Annotated in this window: 12 protein-coding genes and 4 pseudogenes; 7 read left to right on the forward strand and 9 right to left on the reverse strand. The window is 61.9% G+C overall.

What is annotated here, in order from left to right; genetic code table 11:
• Positions 1-39 precede the first annotated feature (39 nt).
• From menH to HSS18214_RS0110155, 4 genes are read right to left on the reverse strand one after another with little or no spacing between them, the layout of a single operon-like run.
• Positions 40-825: a 2-succinyl-6-hydroxy-2,4-cyclohexadiene-1-carboxylate synthase gene (gene menH / locus HSS18214_RS0110140; protein ID WP_016915191.1), complete on the reverse strand. Its 786-nt coding sequence runs from the start codon at positions 823-825 to the stop codon at positions 40-42.
• A complete protein-coding gene (gene menD, locus HSS18214_RS0110145) occupies positions 815-2,518 on the reverse strand; it encodes a 2-succinyl-5-enolpyruvyl-6-hydroxy-3-cyclohexene-1-carboxylic-acid synthase (protein ID WP_016915192.1) in 1,704 nt (567 codons plus the stop codon). The genes menH and menD overlap by 11 nt, the downstream gene beginning before the upstream one ends.
• A 4-nt stretch (positions 2,519-2,522) precedes the next feature.
• Positions 2,523-3,872: an isochorismate synthase gene (locus HSS18214_RS0110150; RefSeq protein WP_016915193.1), complete on the reverse strand. Its 1,350-nt coding sequence runs from the start codon at positions 3,870-3,872 to the stop codon at positions 2,523-2,525.
• A 5-nt stretch (positions 3,873-3,877) separates the two neighbouring features.
• Positions 3,878-4,360: a DoxX family membrane protein gene (locus HSS18214_RS0110155; RefSeq protein ID WP_016915194.1), complete on the reverse strand. Its 483-nt coding sequence runs from the start codon at positions 4,358-4,360 to the stop codon at positions 3,878-3,880.
• Between the two features lie 186 nt (positions 4,361-4,546).
• Between HSS18214_RS0110155 and menA the strand changes: the two genes are divergently transcribed.
• Positions 4,547-5,473, forward strand: coding sequence for a 1,4-dihydroxy-2-naphthoate octaprenyltransferase (menA, locus tag HSS18214_RS0110160; RefSeq protein ID WP_016915195.1), 927 nt, complete (start codon positions 4,547-4,549; stop codon positions 5,471-5,473).
• 29 nt (positions 5,474-5,502) lie between these two features.
• On the opposite strand, the gene hmuQ is transcribed toward menA, so the two are convergent.
• A complete protein-coding gene (gene hmuQ, locus HSS18214_RS0110165) occupies positions 5,503-5,805 on the reverse strand; it encodes a heme-degrading protein HmuQ (protein WP_016915196.1) in 303 nt (100 codons plus the stop codon).
• Between the two features lie 111 nt (positions 5,806-5,916).
• On the opposite strand from hmuQ, the gene HSS18214_RS18060 reads away from it, so the two are divergent.
• The 4 genes from HSS18214_RS18060 (at position 5,917) to HSS18214_RS18735 (ending at position 9,088) form a co-directional block, all read left to right on the forward strand.
• On the forward strand, positions 5,917-7,137 hold the full coding sequence (locus HSS18214_RS18060; RefSeq protein WP_237718608.1) for a deoxyribodipyrimidine photo-lyase: 1,221 nt from the start codon (positions 5,917-5,919) through the stop codon (positions 7,135-7,137).
• A gap of 6 nt (positions 7,138-7,143) precedes the next feature.
• Positions 7,144-7,863, forward strand: a complete 720-nt coding sequence (locus HSS18214_RS18730) for an AzlC family ABC transporter permease (RefSeq protein ID WP_081138777.1) — start codon at positions 7,144-7,146, stop codon at positions 7,861-7,863.
• Positions 7,864-7,872: 9 nt separating this feature from the next.
• Positions 7,873-8,169 (forward strand): hypothetical protein, encoded by a 297-nt coding sequence (locus HSS18214_RS0110180; protein ID WP_016915198.1) that lies wholly within the window; start codon positions 7,873-7,875, stop codon positions 8,167-8,169.
• A 133-nt stretch (positions 8,170-8,302) separates the two neighbouring features.
• Positions 8,303-9,088: a helix-turn-helix domain-containing protein gene (locus HSS18214_RS18735; RefSeq protein ID WP_083844188.1), complete on the forward strand. Its 786-nt coding sequence runs from the start codon at positions 8,303-8,305 to the stop codon at positions 9,086-9,088.
• On the opposite strand, the pseudogene HSS18214_RS18065 reads toward HSS18214_RS18735, so the two are convergent.
• Positions 9,063-9,614: pseudogene (locus HSS18214_RS18065) on the reverse strand (DDE-type integrase/transposase/recombinase); the annotation flags it as partial. The gene HSS18214_RS18735 and the pseudogene HSS18214_RS18065 sit on opposite strands and share 26 nt — an antisense overlap.
• Between HSS18214_RS18065 and HSS18214_RS19530 the strand changes: the two are divergent.
• Positions 9,613-9,947: pseudogene (locus HSS18214_RS19530) on the forward strand (transposase); the annotation flags it as partial. The pseudogenes HSS18214_RS18065 and HSS18214_RS19530 overlap by 2 nt on opposite strands.
• Positions 9,948-10,353: 406 nt before the next feature.
• Positions 10,354-10,794, forward strand: a pseudogene (locus HSS18214_RS18070) (transposase family protein); the annotation flags it as partial.
• A gap of 1 nt (position 10,795) precedes the next feature.
• Here the strand turns inward: HSS18214_RS18070 and HSS18214_RS0110200 are convergent.
• From HSS18214_RS0110200 to HSS18214_RS0110210, 3 genes and pseudogenes are all read right to left on the reverse strand, one after another.
• Positions 10,796-11,818, reverse strand: a pseudogene (locus HSS18214_RS0110200) (IS1182 family transposase); the annotation flags it as partial.
• 69 nt (positions 11,819-11,887) lie between these two features.
• Complete coding sequence (gabT, locus tag HSS18214_RS0110205) at positions 11,888-13,159, reverse strand: 4-aminobutyrate--2-oxoglutarate transaminase (RefSeq protein ID WP_016915202.1); 1,272 nt, start codon at positions 13,157-13,159, stop codon at positions 11,888-11,890.
• Between the two features lie 11 nt (positions 13,160-13,170).
• Entirely contained in the window at positions 13,171-14,622 is a 1,452-nt protein-coding gene (locus tag HSS18214_RS0110210; RefSeq protein ID WP_016915203.1) for an NAD-dependent succinate-semialdehyde dehydrogenase, read from the reverse strand.
• Positions 14,623-14,637 lie beyond the last annotated feature (15 nt).

Consider the following 14,637-nt stretch of genomic DNA (forward strand, 5'->3'; position numbering starts at 1 on the left):
GCCATGTACTGACTCAGTGCACCATGCGCTTGCCGCGCCTCAGCGCGGCAGCGTTTGTGCCAAGTGCTGCGCCAGTTGCTGTGCCAAATGCCCTGCCATGGCCTTGGGGTGTTCCACGTGCAGGTTATGGCCGCCCGGCAGCGCCCAGTGGCGCAGGCGCGGCGCGTGCTGCGCCAGGCGGTTGGCCAGGGTGTTGAACTTATGGTCCCGCAGGCCGGAGAAATAGCCCACCGGCAGGTCGGTCTCGGCCAGCCACTGCCAGAGAGAGGGCTGCCGACCCAGCGAGGTGGCCCGCAGCATGTGCGCCACGGCGGGGCCATGGTTGGCCAACCGGCGCTGAATCTGACGCTGGCGCTGTGGGGGCGTCAAATCGGCAAACACCGGCTGCTGGTACCATGCTGTCAGCACGTCGGCCAGCGGCGACTGTTCAAAACGCTGCGCCCAGTGCTCATCGTGGGCGCGGCGCGCTTCCCGCTCTGGCGCGGCCAGCCCGGGGTGCGCGCTCTCCAACCACAGCGCCTCCAAACCGCCGGGCCGCTGGCTGGCATGATAGAGCACCAGCCGGCCACCCAGGGAGTAGCCCAGCAGGCCATAACGCCCCACGCCCGCCTCGGCCAGCGTGCCGCTGAGCCAGTCATGAAAATCCGCAAAAGAGCCCACCGCAGGCGTGGTGGGCTGCCCATGCCCCGGCAGGTTCAGCGCCAGGCAGCGCACGCCCGGCAGCACTTGTTCCAGCGCCTCGCCAAGCGCCTGCCAATCGTCCCTATCGCCCAGCAGGCCGTGCAGCATTACCAGCGTAAAGGGCAGCGAAGGGTCAGGATGCATGGGCTGCCTCCCGGAGCCACGCGCCCAGAGCCTGCAGCGCATCGGTGGCCTGCTGATGGGGCACCGTGACCTCGATCAGCGTCACCCCGACTTCCAGCGCCTGGGTGTAGGCCTCGCAAAACGCCGCCAGCGTGGTCGGTGCGGCATAGTTCAGATGAAACATGCGCGCCGCATGCTCGAACGCGAGCCCGTGGGGTTGGCGATAGTAGCGCTCCAGCAGGTCGCCCTCGTCCGGCACCGGCAGCATGTGGAAAATGCTGCCGCCATCGTTATTCAGCACCACCACGACCAGCGGCGCCTGGGCCCTGGCCAGCAGCGCCAGGCTGTTGAGGTCGTGAAGCGCGCTGGTGTCGCCCAGAATCACCGTGGTGGGCTCATCGGTCGTGCAGGCCAGCCCGTACGCGGTGGCCAGCAGCCCATCGATGCCCGAAGCCCCGCGATTGGCCATCACCCGCAGCGGCGTCGAACGGGTGGAGCCCAGCATGTTCATCAACCGGGCGGGCAGGCTATTGCCCACGAACAGCGCTCCTCTGGCCAGTTGGGCCAGCTGATGACACACCCCCAGCTCGGAAAACTCCGCCGTAGAGCGCTCGATGCCCTGGCGGGTGCGCTGCTGAAGGCGTGCCAGGGTATGCCAGGGGGGCTGGGCGGGCCCGGCGGGCAGTGTGGCGATGGCCTCGGCGGGCGTGCACACCAGCCGCTGGGTAAGGGTGAAGTCCGGGTCCAGGCGCTGGGGTAACGGGTCGACCAGCCACGCCTGCTGCCAGGGGTGGCTTGCAATCATCTGGGTCAGGCGTTTGGAAATCAGCCTACCGCCAAACTGCAGCAGCACGTTGGCGCGGCCCAGCTCGGCGCTGACCTGCGGGTCCTGAAGGGCCAGGTCCATGTGCACCAGGTGGCGCGGGTCGCCGTATAGCTGGCTTTGCAGGTCGGCCAGCAGCGGCCAGCCCAACTGCTCGGCCAGGGCCGCAATGGGGGCCGCCTGTTGAGGGTCATCGATGCGCCCCACCACGATTACCCCACGCTGCCGGGTGAAGGCGGCGGGCCATGCCACCGGCAAGGCGGCGGGGGCGGTTTGCCAGGCGCTCCAGGGGGCAGCGCTGTGCTGCCAGCGCGAAAGCGGCGCCAGGTAGTCGCTGGCCTCCACGGGTGGGCCGGAGGGGTAGAGCGGTTCGCGGTAGCGGCAGTTGAAGTGCACCGGGCCCGGCAAGCGGTGCTGTCGCGCCATGGTCTGGTCGATCGTGCTGAGCAAATAGGCAGCGGGAATCTCGCGGCTGGGGGTCGGGAAGTCGTGGTGCACCACCGTGTGGCGGGCGAAGATATCCCGCTGGTCGATGGCCTGGTTACTGCCGTTATCCAGCAGCTCGATGGGCCGGTCGGCAGACAGAATCACCAGCGGCACGCCCAGCAGCGCGGCTTCCACCACGGCCGGATAAAGGTTGGCCACCGCCGTGCCGGACGTGGTGATCACCGCCACCGGCTGCTGGGCGCCTCGGGCCAAGCCCAGCGCCATGAACCCCAGCCCACGCTCGTCGAAGTGAGTATGGCAGCGCAGCCCGGCGTGCTCGCTGGCCGCCATGGTCAGCGGGGTGGAGCGCGAGCCCGGCGCCACGACTACTTCGCGCAGCCCCCAGCGGTACAGCTCTTCCAACAGCAGCGACGCCCAAACGTGGTTAAAGGTGGCGTAATGCATCGGCTTATCCCATCCCCAGCAGCGAGAGAATATCGGCAATCTTGGCATCCAGCTCGTGCCACTCGTCGTCGGCCTGCGACCCCGCCACGATACCCGCCCCCGCGTACAGGCGGATCGCCGTATCGCTGACTTGGGCACAGCGAATCGACACCGCCAGCTCGCTGGAGCCATGCCCCACGCGGCCAAAGGCACCGGCGTACCAGCCCCTGGCGTGGCGCTCCAGCTCACGGATTCTGGCCAGCGCCGCCGCCCGCGGGGTGCCGCCGACGGCGGGCGTAGGGGGCAGCACGCTGAGCAGCTGCTGGTCGGTGATGAAGGGGTGCAGCTCGGCGTGAATTTCGCGGCGAATATGCTGCACGGACCGCAGCGGCACCACGTGGGCCTCCCCCATCTCCAGGCGCTGGGCCAGCGGCTCCAGCTGGGTCAACAGCTGCTGGTACACGCACTGGTTTTCCAGGCCGTTCTTTTTATCGGCCAGCAGCGCCCCGGCGAGCGCTTCGTCCTGCACCGTGTCACGCCCCCGCCGGGCCGTACCGGCCAGTGCCTCCGTGATCAGCTGCTGGCCCTGGCGGCGGTAGAGCCGTTCGGGGGAGCAGCCAATCAGCGCCGTACCGGGCGCCCACTGCACCCCGAAATGGAAGCAGTGCCGCGCCTCGGCCTGCCAGCGCCCCAGCAAGGCCCAGGGGCTGGGCACGCGCTCGGCGGTCAGGCAGGTTTCTCGGGAAAGCACCACTTTTGGAAGCTGCTGCAGCCGTTCGGGCTGGGTCACCTGCGACACCCAGCGGCCCCACTCCGGCCGAGTGGGCGTATCACACCGCTGGTAGCTGCCATGGGCTACCGGGGGCAGCGGCTGTTCCGGGGCGATGGCCGCCAGGCACGCCTGGGCGGCGGCCAGCTCTTCGGCGGGAGGGCGGTCATCGAAGCGCAGGTTCACGGAAAGCGTGCATCGCCCCTGCTGACGCTTGAGCAACACCCGGGGCAGTATGAAGCGGCAGTCACCAAACCCGGGCCAACCCGCCGACTGGGCATCGAAGGCCACCCCGCCGAAATAGTCGGGTGAGCCGCTGTCGGGCTGGGCTTGAGCTTGAGCTTGAGCTTGGGCTTGAGCCTGCATATCGACCTGCAGCGCCACCAGAGAGTCAAACGCTCGCGCTTCGCCCAGCACGGCATAGCCCGCCGCCGAGGCCTCACGCGGCTGCCAATAAAGGCGGGGCGTCACGCGCTGTGCGTTCAACCACCCCACCAAATCCTCCACCTCGCAGGGCACGCTCAGGCTCTGCGTACCCCGGCATGCCAAAAGGTCCAGCGCCGACAGCTGTGCTGCCAGCGCCTTCGCGGCCTGGATCACCTGCATAGTCGTTACTTCCCTGACAACCGATGCCTGATATAGGGTAGCACCCAGCGGTCGCCGCCATAGCGCCCGGCGTTGGCACCGGCCACCAGCAGGAAAAAGCTCAGGGCGATCATCCAGGGGTTGGTGGACACCGTGCCCGCCATCAAGAACGACATGTTCATGACGATAGCAAAGAAAGCGGCATAGCAGGTCAACACGCCCACGATCAGCCCCAGCCCCACCAGCACTTCCCCCAGCGGGATCATCACGTTGATCACATCCGCATACGGCAGCGCGACATGCTCCAGAAACGCCACGTAGTTGGGGTAGACCATACTGCCTTCGCGCATGACCGGGTTGGCCACGGCGTTGCGCAAAAACCCTTCGGCATTGAAGCCGCCGGTCATCTTGCCGATGCCCAGGGTCAGCCAGGTAATGCCCAGGTACAGCCTCAACAGTAGCCAAACCAGGGCAGCATATTTGTTTTGTCTGAAAAACTCGCCGATCATCGCGTAGACTCCTGCCACGTTCACTTTCAGGGGGAAGCCCCAGTGTGCGTCAGGACGGATACCTCTTTTTTGACCCAGGTCGTGGTTTTTGCCATTAATGATACAGAGTTGAATGTTTACTCTGCCCGATGGCTACACCGACCGGCCACGCTGACCAGTTCAGCGACTGCAACAGGAATGCTCACCATGGAACACACCACCCCACACCGCCCACTTCATGCCTGGTTGCTCGCCGCACGGCTGCGCACCCTGCCGCTGGCCTGCGCCTCGATCCTGCTGGGTTCGGGCATGGCGGCGCAGGCGGGTGGCTTTCAGGGTGGGGTGCTGCTGCTGTCGCTGCTCACGGCCATTCTGCTGCAGGTGCTTTCCAACCTGGCCAACGATTATGGCGATGCCCAATCGGGGGTGGACGATGCTAGCCGCACCGGCCCCGTGCGGGCGGTGGCCAGCGGGCTATTGACCCCAGACGCCATGCGCCGGGGCATGCTGCTCACCGGGCTGGCGGCGGCCATAGCGGGGTTATCGCTGCTGTTCGTCGCTTTTGGCAGCGACCTGCGCAGCTGGCTGGTGTTCGTGCTGCTGGGAGCCGCGTCCTTGCTGGCGGCCATCACTTACACCGTGGGGCTGGGCGGCAAGCCGTATGGCTATCGTGGGCTGGGGGATGTGGCGGTGTTCGTGTTTTTTGGGCTGCTGGGCGTGCTGGGTACCCTCTACTTGCATACCCAGAGCCTGAACGGGCTGGCCATACTGCCCGCCGCCGTGTGCGGCTTGCTGGCCACCGCCGTGCTCAACGTCAATAACGTGCGCGACATCCACAGCGATGCCCGCCACGGCAAGATGACGCTGGCCGTGAGGCTGGGCAAACGGCGGGCCGTTCTCTACCACTGGGCGCTTCTGGGCGCCGCCCTGCTGCTGACGCTGGGGTATCTGGTGTGGCTGCCCGTGCCCTGGGTGGGCTGGAGCTGCCTGGTGGTGGCCAAGCCGCTCTACGACGCCGGGCGCACGCTCAGCCGCACCGAAAATGGCGAGCAGCTAACGGGCATGCTCAAGAAAACCGCGCTTTCCACGCTGGTTTACAGCCTGCTGCTCGCGGTGGGGCTGGCGCTTGCCTGACGGCGGCTTGGAGCCAAGGGCCTGGGGCCTTACAGCACTACCTCATAGCCTTCGAACTTGGGCGGGCCGAGGTAAATGCCTTCCGGCGATTTGGCATTGGCGTGGGCCTTGCGGAAAGCCTCTGACTTGGTCCAGGCGCGGAAGGCCTCTTCAGATTCCCACACGCTGTGGGAGATGAACACGGTGTGCTCTTCCTGGCTTTCGCCCTGCAGCATGTGAAACTCCTTGAAGCCCGGCACTTCCTCCAGGTGGGAATCGCGGTTGCGCCACACCTCCAGAAAATCCTCTTCGCGGCCTGGGGCAATCCGAAAACGGTTCATGGCAATGTACATCGAGACTCTCCTGTTGATCGGGAGTAGATAGAGTGATTACGCCAACGCTGGCTTGATGGTAACGTCTTCCGTTCATCACGAATAGATTGCGACGAACAGGCGTTACGGCTCATGGCTCAGGCACCCCTTCAGGTCGTTTGGTTCAAACGCGATTTGCGCATTCACGATCACGCACCGCTGGCCAACGCCGCAGCGGCAGGCCCGGTGCTGCCGCTGTTTGCCATCGAGCCCGACCAGTGGCAAGCGCCCGACAGCGCGCTGCGCCACTGGCAGTTTGCCGCCGATTCGCTAGTTGACCTGGCCCAGGCGCTCGACACCCTGGGCCTGCCGCTCTGCCTGTGGCAAGGCGATATGCTGGAGTGCCTGGCCGCCCTCAAAGCCCACTACGGCGAACTGGTGCTGCACTCCCACCAGGAGACCGGCAACGCCTGGAGCTTCGCGCGGGACCAGCGCGTTCAGGCCTGGTGCCAGGCCCACCAGGTGCCCTGGCAGGAAGCCCACCAGCAGGGCGTGATTCGCGGGCTGAGCAGCCGCACCGGGCATCAATCCCGCTGGGAAAGCCACTGGGAAACGCTGATGGCCGCCCCCACCTGCCCTGCGCCACAAGCAGCGGTGGCCGCACCCGGTTGGGAAGCGTTTCACCACGTGGATGTAAAGCAACTGCCCTCGCTGACCCTGGGGTTCGATACCACGCCCTGCCCCCAACGCCAGCGCGGCGGGCGCAGTGAAGGCCGCGCGCTGTGGCTGAGCTTTATTACCCAGCGCGGGCGGCGCTATCGCGGCTCGCTTTCCAAACCGTTACTGGCCTGGGAGTTTGGTTCGCGGCTTTCCCCGCACCTGGCCTGGGGCACGCTCTCGATGCGTGAAGTGGTGCAATCCCTGCGCCGCCAGCGCCAAAAACACGCCGACGACACCGCCTGGGCCCGCTCGCTGCGCGCCTTTACCTCGCGGCTCTACTGGCACTGCCACTTCATTCAAAAGCTGGAAAGCGAACCCAGCATCGAGCAGCAAACCCTGCACCCGGCGCTGCGCAGCCTGCGGGAGCGCGACCCGGAACACCCGCACCTGATCGCCTGGAAGCACGGCCAAACCGGCGTGCCGCTGGTAGATGCCTGCATGCGCAGCCTGACCGCCACGGTCATCTGCGGGTCCGGCTTGCCATCGCGGTTGAGCAGTTCGAACGCGGCCATGGCGCCGAGTTGGCGGCCCTGGACGACGGCGGGGAAGCGCTCGGCCAGCATCTTACCAATCTGCTTGGCATGCACGATCTTACAATACATCTATCAACTGCCTCACATAGGCTGTCTAAGTCAGCTTACCTACGAAGAGTAACGTAAAATGCGTGAATACTTCAATATTGCAAAACCCACCTCTACTTCAAATGAAGCAGAGAACCCAGCTCTAACATCGAACATATCAACGGCTATTTTTGCAATAGCTCCCGTAAGTATGCTGTTCGGCTTTACTGCTTACAAAGCAGACTGGAGCATTGTTGAAATTTTTCTCGTAAGTTTATTAGGCTTTTCTGGAAGCGGGCAGTTTGCAGCTCTACCTCTATCTGAGACTGGTGCCAATCTTTTAACTATTGCTTTCGTTACCACTATGATCAATAGCCGATATTTTGCAATTTCGCTTTCATGCTCAAAAAAATTACCAAAAAACAAGCTGCTTAAGATTTTTTCGTCCCATGCACTCGGCGACGAAGCGTACGCTATTGAGCAGGGACATAATCAAAGAGCCATGCTGATAATTCGCTTCACTATTTTCTTGTCCTGGATACTCTTTGGGGTAGCAGGCGGCATTATAGCTGGGCTGTTTCCCAACCTTTTACCTGATGACATCAATGCCAGTATCCCTGCGAGCTTGGTACTTCTTTTTCTGGCCATCTCGTATCTTCAAAACCGACCTTATACAAGTGGCTTGATAACTATTCCAAAGGCAACGTTAGGGTTTTTAATAAGCGGAATTTTCTACTACACCCTTGGTGGCATCTACTTTTGGATTCCCTCTATTATTCTATTATCCGCTCTCTTCTATTTAATGAAGAGAGAATATTGAGAAACAAGTATGGCAGATAATTTTTTAGTGATTTTGGCTCTTCTACTTACAAGTGTCATGGTAAGAGTTATTCCCTCTTTGCTCACAATTAACTTCGGCGAAAAGGCCCAACATCTGATTGAGGAGGTACTGCCTACTTCTATTTTTATTTGCTTCATCACTTATATCGTGATGCCAGAGATGGATAACGGGCTTAGCCTATCTATCTTTTCTTTTATTGCAGTATGCATATTGGCGGTTATATTAAAAAGCGGACTGATTCTAACGACTGTCGTCGCTACTACTCTATATTACGTGTTGAGCTGAATAGCCCGCAATACGAAAGCGTTTCAAGGACAGGCTATATAAACTCTCAAAGCTGGCTAACTAGCTTTACTTATTCATATATTCCGATGTATGATAACCTTGCATTCAGACAGAAGCCGACAACCTACCGCCTATGCTAAATTCTTTTAATACACAAATAGAAAGATTTGAAGCCTTTTTTTCTGGCGTTGCCTTTGAGCCTCACCGGCACGACACTTATGCTGTAGGTAGAACCCTGGCAGGGGTTCATTGCTTCAATTACCGAGGTGAAAAAAGAACTAGCTTACCTGGCAATACTATTGTAATTCATCCTGATGAACTCCACGACGGTGAGGCTGGTACGGATGACGGCTTCCACTACCGCATCATGTATATTGAACCCTGTGCTCTTCAAGCGGTGCTTGGTGGCCGCACCTTACCCTACATAAAGGGAGGCGTTAGCACAGACCCTCGGCTTTATGCCGCCACAGAATTTCTTATGAATGACCTTCAAACTGCTCATGAGCAGTTTGAAGAGGAAGATATCGTCTTCGAACTAGCCAGTGTACTCTCTGCTGTTGCCGGTCACAAAAGAGGTAGGGTGGCATACGACTATAACGCTGCAGAAAAGGCTAGAGAATATATTCACTATTCGTTGGATTCTCAGATCACACTGGATGATTTAGCGTCAGTGAGTGGCCGTGAAAAGTGGAGTTTATCAAGAGATTTCAGGGCATTATATGGAACAAGCCCATACCGTTACTTAACCATGCGCCGTCTTTCGTTTGTAAAAAACTATTTGATCCAGGGTTATTCGTTGTCGTACGCCTCGGTTTCAGCTGGTTTCAATGACCAGAGCCATATGACAAACCACTTTAAGAAGGCCTTCGGTCTTACCCCTACTCAGTGGTTGTCTAGGTGTCGGGTCCCGTGTGATTGACCACCCGTTTGGTAAATAACTCAGGCCGCTTGGCCTGCCATTCCTTCATCGCCGTGATCGGCGATTGATGATGCAGCGCTTTCTGCGGTATGTGGTGATTGTACAGCCAGCAGTATCGCTTAAGCGTCTGCTCGAGGTCTTCGCCTGAGGTATAGCGCCGGGTCGCTAGCACGTCGCTGATACGGCCGTTGAAGCGCTCCACCATTCCATTCGTTTGCGGCCTTCCCGGCTTGATCAGGCGGTGCTCAATCCCGTGGGCCAGGCACTCCTGATCGAAGGGATGGCGCCCGCTGGGCTTGCGCTCACCTGCCCGCGTGAAGCGATCCGTAAACGACTTGCCGTTGTCGGTCAGCACCGTCTGAATCTTGAAGGGCACCTTTTTCTCCACCTGATTCATAAACGCCCGAGCATCCTTCGCGGACTGGCTGCCTCGGACCTCCAGGTAGACCCAGCGTGTCGCACGGTCGATGGCAACGTACAAGTAGCGCTTCTGCTCCTCGTCGGGCATTTGAGGCAGGTGCTTAATCCAGGCCTGCCATGACCATGGTATCGAACCGCTGTTGGCGATGAAGCGAGACGTCCATCACCTTCCGGTCTTTGAACGTTTCGCCGCGGATCCGCCTGCCCCGGAGAGCGAGGACCCCGTCGAACAGATGGCACACCGCTTGAAGACGCAGGCGGGCCGAGCGCTCTACGCATTGCGCAAACATACCGTGGAGCCGGTCTTCGGGATCATCAAACACGTGATGGGGTTCCGGCAGTTCTCGCTACGCGGACTGGATAAGGTCAGCGGCGAGTGGCGATTGGCCACCGATGGCGTGGAAGTATCAAGCGGATGCACCGGTTGACGGCGGGCTGAGGGCTCGCCGCGCCCAACCGGCCAGCAGGCAAGGCGTCAGAACCGCCTTGCAGAAGCTGAGGGGCAGGTTAAGAGCCACACAACAGCACCAACACCAACACCAACACAGGGGGGGGTGAAGAACCCACGCCTCAGCTCATCCATTAACCTCAAGTCCGACAGACTGCTAGTAGTTTTCTAATCGGCACTAAGCCCGCCCATCGTCAGGCAGCGTAAGCTGTTGGCGGTGGGCGGTTTTCTTCATAGGAAGACTTGAATGTTTTTGCGATGTCGGTGATTAGTAGCCACGGCCCTTTAGGTTTTCTTGAACCTAGATGTAGGGTCCCGGATGATCAAATCGCCTATAGGAGTTATCCTCTGCTAGCCGCCAGGGAGCTTCTTCAGCAATTCATCCGGGAACAGGTTCATGAACATCAAGCTGCATAAACAAGCGACGACGACACCGAAGATCCGTGCCGAGATCCAGGCAGCGCCTTCCAGCATCACGGATAGCGAACTGGCCCGGCAGTATGGTGTCGCTACTGCGACCATCCGGCGATGGCGTTACCGCGACGATGTCCATGACCGACCGCATACCCGTCACAACCTCCTGGCCACGCTCACAGCTGAGCAGGAGGAGGTGCTGATCACGGCTCGTGAGTTCCTGCGCCTCGGCTTGGATGACCTTCTCGTCGTGGCGCGTGAGTTCCTGAGCCAAGGCTTGTCGCGCTCTGCCTTGCATCGCATGCTCAAGCGGCGTGAAGTGCCGACGTTGGCAGAGCTGGCGCGGCAGGATGCCGTTGGCGACGAGAAGCCCCGGCACAAGCCCTTCAAGGACTATGAGCCGGGCTACGTGCATATCGACATTAATTGCTGGCACTGAAGTAGCCGGTATCACCCAGCAGGTGGTCAGGTTTTCCCAGCGTTTCCGGGTAACCTTGCCAGGCCGTCAGTAGCGGCATGACTTGCTGCTTGTCATTGGTCGCCTGCGTGACGTGGACATGGGTCACCAGCAGACTCTCGGTATCAACCGCGGCTTGGGCGTTGTAGCACTGATCAAACCCCTTGCCGGTGACCGGCATGATGCGCGACTGCGGGTCGGTGAAATTGATCTGATCCTTGTCACGCGGGCCACCAGTGGGCGGTTCGGGGTCACGCCCACGGGGCTTCTTGCCGGCCTTGCGCTGCGCCTCCCGCCGCGCCACCTTTTCCTGATAGGCGGCTTGCTCGGTGGCGTCCCGCTCCTCGGCGCGCGCCTCGATCTTGGCCTTCGCCTCAGCGATGGCCGCCAGGCGGGCTTCACGGCGGGCAATCTCGGCGGGGATATCCATGCCGTCGGCCGCGTCCTCCTTGTCCGCCGACTCGGCCCGCTCGGTCAGCGCTTTCACCTCTGCCCTGAACTGTGCCTCCAGCTTCTTGGCATGGCCATACGACAACGCCTTGTGCTTGCTGGCGTTGGCCTTGAGCTTGGTGCCGTCCAGGGCGATGGTGCCAAGCTTGAGCAGCTTCATCTCGCGGGCCAGCAGCAGCACCTGTACGAACAACTGTTCCAGTTCCGGCAGAAAGCGGCGGCGAAAGGTGGCCAGCGTGTCATGGTCGGGATGGGTATTGGCGGCCAGGTAGCGGAACGCCACCGAGTCATAGGTGGCACGCTCGATCTTGCGGCTGGAGACCACCCCGGTGGCGTAGCCGTAGATCAGCAGGCTCAGTAGCACCGCCGGGTGATGTGCCTTGGAACCCCGCCCCATGTAACGCCGGGTCAACGTCGAGAGGTCCAGTTGTTCGACAACATCGACAACGAACCGCGCCAGGTGACCATCGGGCAACCACTCGTCTACCGAAGGCGGCAGCAGGTAATCGGTCTGGCGATCCACAGGGATGAAGCGGCTCATGGCGATCTTCTCAGCTCGGCGATGACGGTGGTCAGTATCTCACGGTGCAACGGAAAGACCGACAGGCTGCTAGCTCAGCGCTTCCAACGATTCCTCGATAATGCTTAACCCCTCCTCCAGCACCGCAGACGACACCGTCAGCGGCACCAGGATGCGGATGCTGTTGCCGTAGAAACCACACGACAGCAGGATCAGGCCTTTCTCGCGGGCTTTGGCGCAGAGCGCGGCGGTCATCTGCGGGTCGGGCTTGCCATCGCGGTTGAGCAGTTCGAACGCGGCCATGGCGCCGAGTTGGCGGCCGTGGGCGACGGCGGGGAAGCGTTCTTCCCAGACCGCGAAGCGTTCAGCCAGCATGTTGCCCATCTGCTCGCTGCGGGCGAGGATGTTCTCTTCTTCGATGGCTTCGATCACCGCCAGGGCCGCCGCGCAGGAGAGCGGGTTGCCGCTGTAGGTGCCGCCCAGGGAGTTGGGGCCGGAGGCGTCCATCACCTTGGCGGTGCCGACCACCGCAGAGAGCGGCATGCCGTTGGCGAGGCTCTTGGCGGTGGTGAGGATGTCCGCTTCGATACCGCTGTGTTCCAGCGCAAACAGCTTGCCGGTACGGGCGAAGCCGGACTGCACTTCGTCGGCGATCAGCAGAATGCTGTGCTCGTCGCACAGCGCGCGCAGGGCTTTCAGGTAGTCCGGTGAGGCGATGTAGAAACCGCCTTCGCCCTGGACCGGCTCGATCACGATGGCCGCCGTGCGGTGCGGGGCGATATCGGTCTTGAACAGCGTGCGAATGGCGTTCAGCGAGGCTTCTTCGCTGATGCCGTGCAGCGGGTTGGGGAACGGGGCGCGGAACACGTCGCCCGGCATGGGGCCGAAGTCGTTCTTGTAGGGCAGCACCTTGCCGGTCATCGCCAGGGTCATCATGGTGCGGCCGTGGAAGGCACCATCGAAGGTGATGATGCCGGTGCGGCCAGTGGCGGCGCGGGCGATCTTCACGGCGTTTTCCAGCGCTTCGGCGCCGGTGTTCACCAGCATGGCTTTGCGCTCGGGGCCGCGTACCGGCGTCAGTTCGCAGAGCTTTTGGCACAGCTGCACGTAGGGCGCGTAGGAGATCACCGCCGCGCTGGTGTGCATGACTTTCTTGAGCTGCGCTTCCACGGCGGCGACGATTTTCGGGTGGCGATGGCCCAGGTTGAGCACACCGATGCCGCCCGCGAAGTCGATCCAGCGGTTGCCGTCGGCGTCCCACAGCTCGGCGTTTTCGGCGCGCTCGGCAAACTGGGTGGTGGGCGTGGCGGCACCGTTGGCCACGAAGCGGTTTTTCAGGTCGTTCAATTCTTGGTTAGTCATCATCGTTCTCTTTACAGGCCGCCTACGCAGACGTATTTCAGTTCGGTAAATTCATCGAGGCCGTGGTGGGAGCCTTCGCGGCCCAACCCGGACTCCTTCACGCCGCCAAAGGGCGCCAGCTCGGTGGAGATCAAGCCTTCGTTCACGCCCACCATGCCGTATTCAAGCGCTTCCATGGTGCGCCAGATGCGGCGGTAATCCGTGGCGTAGAAGTAGGCAGCCAGGCCAAACGGCGTGTCGTTGGCCATGGCGATGGCTTCTTCGTCCTGCTTGAAGCGGAACACCGGCGCGACTGGGCCGAAAGTCTCTTCATCGGCCACGGCCATTTGGGTGGTCACATCCGCCAATACCGTGGGGGTGAAGAAGCGCTCGCCCGCCGCGTGGGGCTGGCCGCCGCACAGCAGCCGCGCGCCTTTGTTCACTGCGTCATCGACGTGGCGCTGCACTTTATCCACCGCCGCCTGGTTGATCAGTGGGCCGATGATGCTGCCGTCGGCCAGGCCGTCGCCTACCTTCAGCGCGTTCACGCGCTCGGTGAGCTTGGCGACGAAGGCATCGTAAATGCCGTCCTGCACCAGGAAGCGGTTGGTGCATACGCAGGTTTGCCCGGCGTTGCGGAATTTGGAGGCGATGGCTCCGTTCACGGCGGCGTCCACGTCGGCGTCATCGAAGACGATGAACGGGGCGTTGCCGCCCAGCTCCATGGCGGTTTTCTTCACCGTGCTGGCGCACTGGGCAAGTAAGTGCTTACCCACCGGGGTAGAGCCGGTAAACGACACTTTGCGCACCCGTGCATCGGTGGTGAGCACTTCGCCCACGGCGGCGGGTCTGGAGGCCGTCACCACGTTGATGGTACCGGCGGGCAGGCCCGCTTCCAGCGCCAGGTAGGCGGCGGCCAGCGCGGTGAGCGGGGTGGCTTCGGCGGGTTTGATGACCACGGTGCAACCAGCGGCCAGGGCCGGGGCGCACTTGCGGGTAATCATCGCCAGCGGGAAGTTCCACGGGGTAATCGCGGCCACCACGCCCACCGGCTCGCGCAGTACCAGCAGGCGCTTGTCGGCACCGTGGCTGGGCAGGGTTTCCCCGGCCATGCGCTTGGCTTCTTCAGCGAAGAACTCGATGAACGAGGCGCCGTAGGTCACTTCGCCTTTGGCTTCCGCCAGCGGCTTGCCCTGCTCCAGAGTCATCAGGCGAGCCAGGTCGTCGGCGTGCTCATTGACCAGCTCAAACCAGCGGCGCAGCAGGGCCGAGCGCTGTTTCACCGGGGTGGCGCGCCACGCGGCACCGGCTTCATAAGCGGCGGCCACGGCGTCGCGGGTATCGTCGGCGCTCAAGTCCGCTACATGGGCGATGGTCTCGCCGGTGGCGGGGTTGTCCACCGCAAAGGTCTGCTGGCCCTTGCGCCATTCACCGCCCACCAGGGCCGGTACGGCATCGTGCAACCACTGTTCGATAAAGCTCATGGCGTGCTCCTACTA

It is taken from the genome of Vreelandella stevensii S18214 (assembly GCF_000275725.1).
GTDB classification, from domain to species: Bacteria; Pseudomonadota; Gammaproteobacteria; order Pseudomonadales; family Halomonadaceae; genus Vreelandella; species Vreelandella stevensii.

What these genes read in the sequence shown, in the direction of transcription:
- menH (WP_016915191.1), bottom strand. Translation starts at nt 825, where the DNA reads ATGCATCCTGACCCTTCGCTGCCCTTTACGCTGGTAATGCTGCACGGC.
- HSS18214_RS18730 (WP_081138777.1), top strand. Translation starts at nt 7,144, where the DNA reads ATGCGTGAATACTTCAATATTGCAAAACCCACCTCTACTTCAAATGAA.
- HSS18214_RS0110180 (WP_016915198.1), top strand. Translation starts at nt 7,873, where the DNA reads ATGGCAGATAATTTTTTAGTGATTTTGGCTCTTCTACTTACAAGTGTC.
- menD (WP_016915192.1), bottom strand. Translation starts at nt 2,518, where the DNA reads ATGCATTACGCCACCTTTAACCACGTTTGGGCGTCGCTGCTGTTGGAA.
- HSS18214_RS0110155 (WP_016915194.1), bottom strand. Translation starts at nt 4,360, where the DNA reads ATGATCGGCGAGTTTTTCAGACAAAACAAATATGCTGCCCTGGTTTGG.
- hmuQ (WP_016915196.1), bottom strand. Translation starts at nt 5,805, where the DNA reads ATGTACATTGCCATGAACCGTTTTCGGATTGCCCCAGGCCGCGAAGAG.
- HSS18214_RS18060 (WP_237718608.1), top strand. Translation starts at nt 5,917, where the DNA reads ATGGCTCAGGCACCCCTTCAGGTCGTTTGGTTCAAACGCGATTTGCGC.
- gabT (WP_016915202.1), bottom strand. Translation starts at nt 13,159, where the DNA reads ATGACTAACCAAGAATTGAACGACCTGAAAAACCGCTTCGTGGCCAAC.
- HSS18214_RS18735 (WP_083844188.1), top strand. Translation starts at nt 8,303, where the DNA reads ATGCTAAATTCTTTTAATACACAAATAGAAAGATTTGAAGCCTTTTTT.
- HSS18214_RS0110210 (WP_016915203.1), bottom strand. Translation starts at nt 14,622, where the DNA reads ATGAGCTTTATCGAACAGTGGTTGCACGATGCCGTACCGGCCCTGGTG.
- HSS18214_RS0110150 (WP_016915193.1), bottom strand. Translation starts at nt 3,872, where the DNA reads ATGCAGGTGATCCAGGCCGCGAAGGCGCTGGCAGCACAGCTGTCGGCG.
- menA (WP_016915195.1), top strand. Translation starts at nt 4,547, where the DNA reads ATGGAACACACCACCCCACACCGCCCACTTCATGCCTGGTTGCTCGCC.